6 protein-coding genes, 1 tRNA gene and 1 pseudogene (1 of these 8 running past the window's edge) are annotated in these 4,839 nt (G+C 68.6%); 7 read left to right on the top strand and 1 reads right to left on the bottom strand.

The annotated features are described in order from the left end of the window. Together gcvPA and gcvPB are read left to right on the top strand one after the other, a co-directional pair. Positions 1-553: pseudogene (gene gcvPA, locus ACFR9S_RS08610) on the top strand (aminomethyl-transferring glycine dehydrogenase subunit GcvPA) (it extends 783 nt beyond the left edge of the window). Then, the gene (gene gcvPB / locus ACFR9S_RS08605) at positions 550-2,010 is read left to right on the top strand and encodes an aminomethyl-transferring glycine dehydrogenase subunit GcvPB (protein WP_379732146.1); all 1,461 of its coding nucleotides are present in this window, start codon (positions 550-552) and stop codon (positions 2,008-2,010) included. Before gcvPA ends, gcvPB begins: the two are co-directional and overlap by 4 nt. 39 nt (positions 2,011-2,049) lie before the next feature. On the opposite strand, the gene ACFR9S_RS08600 is transcribed toward gcvPB, so the two are convergent. After that, positions 2,050-2,217 carry a DUF7838 family putative zinc beta-ribbon protein gene (locus ACFR9S_RS08600; protein WP_379732144.1) on the bottom strand — a complete coding sequence of 56 codons (168 nt, stop codon included), beginning with the start codon at positions 2,215-2,217 and terminating at the stop codon, positions 2,050-2,052. 571 nt (positions 2,218-2,788) lie between these two features. On the opposite strand from ACFR9S_RS08600, the gene ACFR9S_RS08595 reads away from it, so the two are divergent. The 5 genes from ACFR9S_RS08595 to ACFR9S_RS08575 form a co-directional block, all read left to right on the top strand. Further along, positions 2,789-3,028, top strand: a complete 240-nt coding sequence (locus ACFR9S_RS08595; protein WP_379733117.1) for a glutaredoxin family protein — start codon at positions 2,789-2,791, stop codon at positions 3,026-3,028. Further along, entirely contained in the window at positions 3,025-3,564 is a 540-nt protein-coding gene (locus tag ACFR9S_RS08590) for a cob(I)yrinic acid a,c-diamide adenosyltransferase (RefSeq protein ID WP_379818428.1), read from the top strand. Before ACFR9S_RS08595 ends, ACFR9S_RS08590 begins: the two co-directional genes overlap by 4 nt. Positions 3,565-3,607: 43 nt before the next feature. After that, the gene (locus tag ACFR9S_RS08585) at positions 3,608-3,871 is read left to right on the top strand and encodes a DUF7553 family protein (RefSeq protein ID WP_379732864.1); all 264 of its coding nucleotides are present in this window, start codon (positions 3,608-3,610) and stop codon (positions 3,869-3,871) included. Positions 3,872-3,913: 42 nt separating this feature from the next. Continuing rightward, positions 3,914-3,988 (top strand) — tRNA-Val (locus ACFR9S_RS08580). A 322-nt stretch (positions 3,989-4,310) separates the two neighbouring features. Then, a partial coding sequence (locus ACFR9S_RS08575) for a DUF7544 domain-containing protein (RefSeq protein ID WP_459077199.1) occupies positions 4,311-4,839 on the top strand: 529 nt, incomplete at its 3' end.

The following is a 4,839-nucleotide window of genomic DNA, read 5'->3' as shown; positions in this document are numbered from 1 at the left end:
CGTGGTCGTCGGCGAGGCCGGCGTGCTCGGCCTCCCCGCCGCCTACGGGATGGGGCTTGGCCTGTTCGCCTGTGACGAGGAGTTCCTCCGGCAGGTGCCGGGCCGGCTCGTCGGCGCCAGCGAGGACGAGTCGGGCACCCGAGCGTACACGCTGACGCTGCAGACCCGCGAGCAGCACATCCGGAAGGAGCGTGCCACCTCGAACATCTGTACGAATCAGGCGTGGGTCGCGCTCCGGGCCGCGATGCACGCGGCGTATCTCGGTGCCGACGGTCTCGTCGACCTCGCGGAGGACTGCGTGACGCTCGCCCGCGATCTGGCCGCCGACATCGACGAGATCACCGGCCTCCGCGCGCCAGTCGACGATCGCCACCACTTCCGTGAGTTCGTCGTCGGCACCGATCAGCCCGCGAAAGCCGTCGCCGACGACCTCGAAGAAGAGGGGTTCGCGGTCCACGTGATCGGCGAGCACCGGCTGCAGGTCTGTATCACCGACGCCAACGCCCACGCGGCGGACGACCTCGTCGCGGCGTTCGAGGAGGTGGCGGCATGAGCGGCAACGGACTGGACGGCACGAGCGATCGGGAGCCGGGACGAACGTACGACCAAGCGACGTACGCGGTCGGCGACGACGAGAACGAGCCGCTCCTCTCGGAGAAGCGGAGCGACACCGTCAAGCCCAGCGACGCGCTGCCGGACGACCTGACCCGGGACGAACTCACGCTGCCCAACCCCGAGGAGCCGGAGGTCGCGCGGCACTACACCCGGCTCTCCCAGATGAACTGGAGCATCGAGTCGGGACCGTATCCGCTCGGCTCGTGTACGATGAAGTACAACCCCCCAGTGACCGAGGACGTGGCCGCCGACCCCAACGCGGCGGTCCACCCCGACCGCTCGGCCGACTCGATTCAGGGGACGCTCGGCCTGCTCGCGGGGCTGCAGGACTACCTCGCCCGCATCGGCGGGATGGACGCCGTGACGCTCCAGCCGCCCGCCGGCGCGGCGGGTGAGTTCACCGGAATCGCGATCGCCCGGGCGTACCACCGCGCGAACGGCGAGGACCGCAGCGAGGTGCTGATCCCGAGTTCCGCCCACGGAACCAACTTCGCGACGGCGGCGCTGGCGGGCTACGACGTGGTCGAACTCCCCTCCGACGAGGGCGGCCGGGTGGACATGGAGGCGCTGGAGGCCGCAGTGTCCGAGGACACGGCGGCGCTGATGCTCACCAACCCCAACACGGTGGGGCTGTTCGAGCGCGACATCGAGGACATCGCGGACGTGGTCCACGACGCCGGCGGCCTGCTCTACTACGACGGCGCGAACCTCAACGCCCTGCTCGGCCGGGCGCGGCCGGGGGATATGGGGTTCGACATCATGCACTACAACGTCCACAAGACGTTCGCGACGCCCCACGGCGGCGGCGGGCCGGGCGCCGGCCCCGTCGGCGTCACCGAGGAGCTGGAGCCGTACCTCCCGAACCCCCGAGTCGAGGAGACCGACTCGGGCTACGAACTGACGGAGACCGACGAGGCGATCGGGAAGGTTCACGGCTTCCAGGGGAACTGGCTCGTGCTCGTGAAGGCGTACGCCTACATCGCCCGACTGGGTGACGAAGGGCTGCGCGACGCCAGCGCGAAGTCGGTGCTGAACGCGAACTACCTCGCCGAGCAGATCGACTTGGAGGTGCCGTACGAGCCGTTCCACCACGAGTTCGCGGCGACGGCCGGCGACGCCGAGGCCGCCGACGTGGCCAAGCGCATGCTCGACTTCGGCGTCCACCCGCCGACGACGAACTGGCCGGAGATGGTGCCCGAGGCGATGCTGACCGAGCCGACCGAGATCGAGAGCAAGCAGTCGCTCGACGATCTGGCTGCGGCGTTCGACGCCGCGCTGGGGTCGACCGAGGAAGAGCGCCACGAGGCGCCGAGTCGGACGACTGCCCGGCGGATCGACCAGACCAGCGCCGCGCGGAACCCGCGGCTCTCGTGGCAGGCGCTGGAGGAGGAGTAGCGCGGAGAAGGGATCGGACGGAAACTGATCGGCAGGGGTTCAGGCGGGCTGTGCGGTGCTGATCCCGTCGATCTCGATGAAGCCGTAGTCGCACTCCTCACACTGCCACTTGGTCTTCTTCCCCAGGTGGAGGTTCATCGCCGCGACCTTCCAGAACGTCTGGGTCTCCCCACACTCCGGACACTCGTGTTCGGCTTCGAGGCTCATGGCTGTGGAGTTCGGTCGTGAGCGTGTTGAAGATATCGTTTCTTCCATCGGTACCGTGGGTATGGTCGAATTGTTCGGTTCGAGGGGTTATTACGCGACTGCGACCGCATCTCGTTCGTTGGCAACTGGAACAGCGACCTCGACGGCATCTCGATGCTAGACCACTTGTGACCGCAGTGTGCCGGGCACGAGGCCCGGCACAGCGCCGATCCCCACCCCTCCCCCCGCGGCCGCCGACCGCTGGCGGCCGCGAGGCGTCCACCGCTACCGCACCGCTGTGGCTGTCGGCGCGAAGCGCGAGCGCCTCCGTGCGCGAGCCGAGCGCGAGGGATGAGCGAGTGAGCGAAGCGAACGAGCGAATCGGTTGGGGAGGTGTGTGGGCTGTGCGGGGCGGTTGCGGTCGCAAGTGGTCTAGCACCGAGTGTTGTTGCTGTTCGCGGTCGGAACACCGGAATCTCGGCTCGCGTCCACGGTTACGGTTGACGCACTTCCTTCGTCAACTCGATGAACAGACACGCCATCAGCCACCGCCGTAACAAGCTACTTCCCACGCCGAACCCAACCCCCGCCCATGTCCGTCACGCTGTACGCACTGGACGGCTGCCCGTGGTGTGAGAAAGCCCACGACGCCCTCGAGGAAGCGGGCGTCGAGTACGACACGATCTGGGTCGACGCGCTCCACTCCGAGCGCGACGAGGTCGCCCGCGTGAGCAATCAGCGCGCGGTGCCCGTCCTCGTCGACGAGGAACACGGCGTCACCATGGCCGAGAGCGCGAACATCGTCGAGTACGTGGAGCAGACCCTCGCGTGACCGTCTACACCGGCCGCGGCGACGAGGGGCAGACCGACCTCGGCAACGCCGAACGCGTCTCGAAGACCAGCCACCGAATCGAAGCCTACGGCACCGTCGACGAGGCCAACGCGCTCGTCGGCCGCGTGCGCCCGACGGGGTACGACGACGTGGACGAACAGCTCAAAGGCGTCCAGAACTGCCTCCACGTCGTCCAGGCGGAGTTCGCCAACCCCGACACCGGCGAGGACGACCCCCAGATCGGTCCCGAGGACGTCGAGCAACTGGAGGACTGGATCGACGAGGCCGACGAGGAACTGGAGCCGCTCACCTCCTTCATCCTCCCCGGCGGCGGCGACGCCGGCGCGCGCCTCCACCAGGCCCGCGCGGTCACGCGCCGCGCCGAGCGGCGCGCGGTCGCGCTGGCCGAACAGGACGGCGAGGAAGTCAACGCCGAGGCGATCCGCTACCTGAACCGGCTCTCGGACTACCTGTTCACCGCCGCACGGCTCGTGAACCAACGCGACGGCGTCCCCGAGGAGTCGCCGACGTACTGAGCCGGCCTCAAGGCTTTTGACCTTTCGAGAGCGACATAGTCGTATGGCCGAGCACTTCGAGGACGCACGCTACTACCTGGGTCGGGCAGTCGAGCACGCCAAAGCCGGCGTCGAGGAGGAACTGGAGCCGCTGGAGGAACGGGTTCGAGAACTGACGGGGAACGAGAAGGAGCCGGAGCCGAGTCGACTGGAGAAACTGCAGTCCGACCTGAAGGATCTGGAGCAGCGCGCCGAGGGCGAGGCCCGCGAGGCGATCGAGAACGCCCGCGAGCGAGTGACCGCCTTCCGGAAGGGCCGGGAGGAGTGAGACAGTACGCTTAAGTCCGCCCTCGGCGTTGTTCGTGGTGAAGGGTCGGTGGTCTAGTCCGGTTATGACGGCTCCTTCACACGGAGCAGGCCCCAAGTTCAAATCTTGGCCGACCCACTTTCTCCGCGTCGTCGATCAACGAGACTCCCGTAGCTCCGGCGACCCCCTTTTCAGGGCTGTCGTCGACGGCCGAGCCAGACCGCGGGCATCAGCGCGACGACGAACAGGAACGCGAACAGCGGCCTCGGGGTGAACGGCGTCGCGATACTCTGACGCGTGGGCCGACTGCGTCGAGCAGAGATGGATTCCGACCCCCGTGTGGCCATCCGTACACGCCGTGCGAAGCTATATTTCGGTGCGAACCGACAGGTGCGCGTATGTCCCTCCAGTGTGGTCCCCGAGCACCGTGTTACGACTCCGGCCCGGCGGGAGGTGACCGATGACGCTGTCCGCCCTCGAGGACGTGGACGACGCCATCGACGCCACCCGGTCGTTCCTCTGGCCGTTCGACCTCGGCCGCTGGCTCAAGCTCGCCGTCGTGGTGTTCTTCCTCGGCGGCACCGGCACGGTCAACCCCGTCCAGTTCAGCGGGGGGACGCCGCCGACCGGAAGCCCGGGCGAACCGGGACAGCTGCCGAGCTACTCGGAGATCGTCAACTCGCTCACCCCGACCGAGTGGGCGATCGTCGGCGCGATCGTCGGCGCGGTACTGCTGCTCGGGCTCGTGTTGGGGCTGGTCGGCGCGGTGATGGAGTTCGTGTTCGTCGAGTCGCTCCGCCGCGAGCGCGTGTCGATCCGCGAGTACTGGGGCGACCGCTGGCGGCAGGGCGCGCGGCTGTTCGGCTTCCGGCTGGTCGTCGGACTCCTCTCGCTGGCGGTCGCCGGCGGCGCGGTCGTCGCCGCGCTCTGGCCGCTGTTCACCGGCGGGCAGTTCTCGGTGGCCGTCCTCCTGCTCGCGATCGGCGTCG

Source organism: Halolamina salina (assembly GCF_042678005.1).
Taxonomy (GTDB): Archaea; Halobacteriota; Halobacteria; order Halobacteriales; family Haloferacaceae; genus Halolamina; species Halolamina salina.
The sequence above is the reverse complement of the archived record's forward strand: the minus strand, read 5'-3'. Positions and strand labels throughout refer to the sequence as shown.

Bases quoted from the DNA above. Each gene is read 5' to 3' on its own strand.
- gcvPB (WP_379732146.1), top strand. From the start codon at position 550: ATGAGCGGCAACGGACTGGACGGCACGAGCGATCGGGAGCCGGGACGA.
- ACFR9S_RS08600 (WP_379732144.1), bottom strand. From the start codon at position 2,217: ATGAGCCTCGAAGCCGAACACGAGTGTCCGGAGTGTGGGGAGACCCAG.
- ACFR9S_RS08595 (WP_379733117.1), top strand. From the start codon at position 2,789: ATGTCCGTCACGCTGTACGCACTGGACGGCTGCCCGTGGTGTGAGAAA.
- ACFR9S_RS08585 (WP_379732864.1), top strand. From the start codon at position 3,608: ATGGCCGAGCACTTCGAGGACGCACGCTACTACCTGGGTCGGGCAGTC.